General features: G+C 71.0%; 1 protein-coding gene. It reads left to right on the forward strand.

Annotated features, from left to right (window positions below; genetic code table 11):
* Positions 1-410, forward strand: a 410-nt coding sequence (locus tag AC1DGW_RS16895) for a hypothetical protein (RefSeq protein WP_478025211.1), incomplete at both ends; no start/stop codon positions are given.

The raw sequence follows: 410 nt of genomic DNA on the forward strand, positions 1-410 counted from the left end.
GCCGTCACCAGCCGTCACCACCGGCAACCTGACCACCGCCGGCGGACAGCTGATCGCAGCCGGCACGGATGACCTGCGCGTGCAGGTGCGCAACGCGTTGGACAATGCCGACGGCATCATTGCCACCAACGGCGCGCTGCAGCTGGACGCCGGCACGGTCAACAACCGCGCCGGCACGCTGCAGGCGGCCGGCAGCGGCGATACGCGCCTGAGCGTGTCGGGTGTGCTCGACAACACTGCGGGCACCGTGGCCGCGGCGGGCAACACCCATCTCACCGCCGCTGAGCTGCGCAATGTCGGCGGTACCGTGCAGGCGGCCGGCACGTCCACGCTGCAGGTGACGGTGGACGGCCTGCTGGACAACAGCGCTGATGGCCTGCTCGCCAGCGGCGGCGATCTGAGTCTGGACG

Source organism: Stenotrophomonas sp. 05N423, from assembly GCF_056397145.1.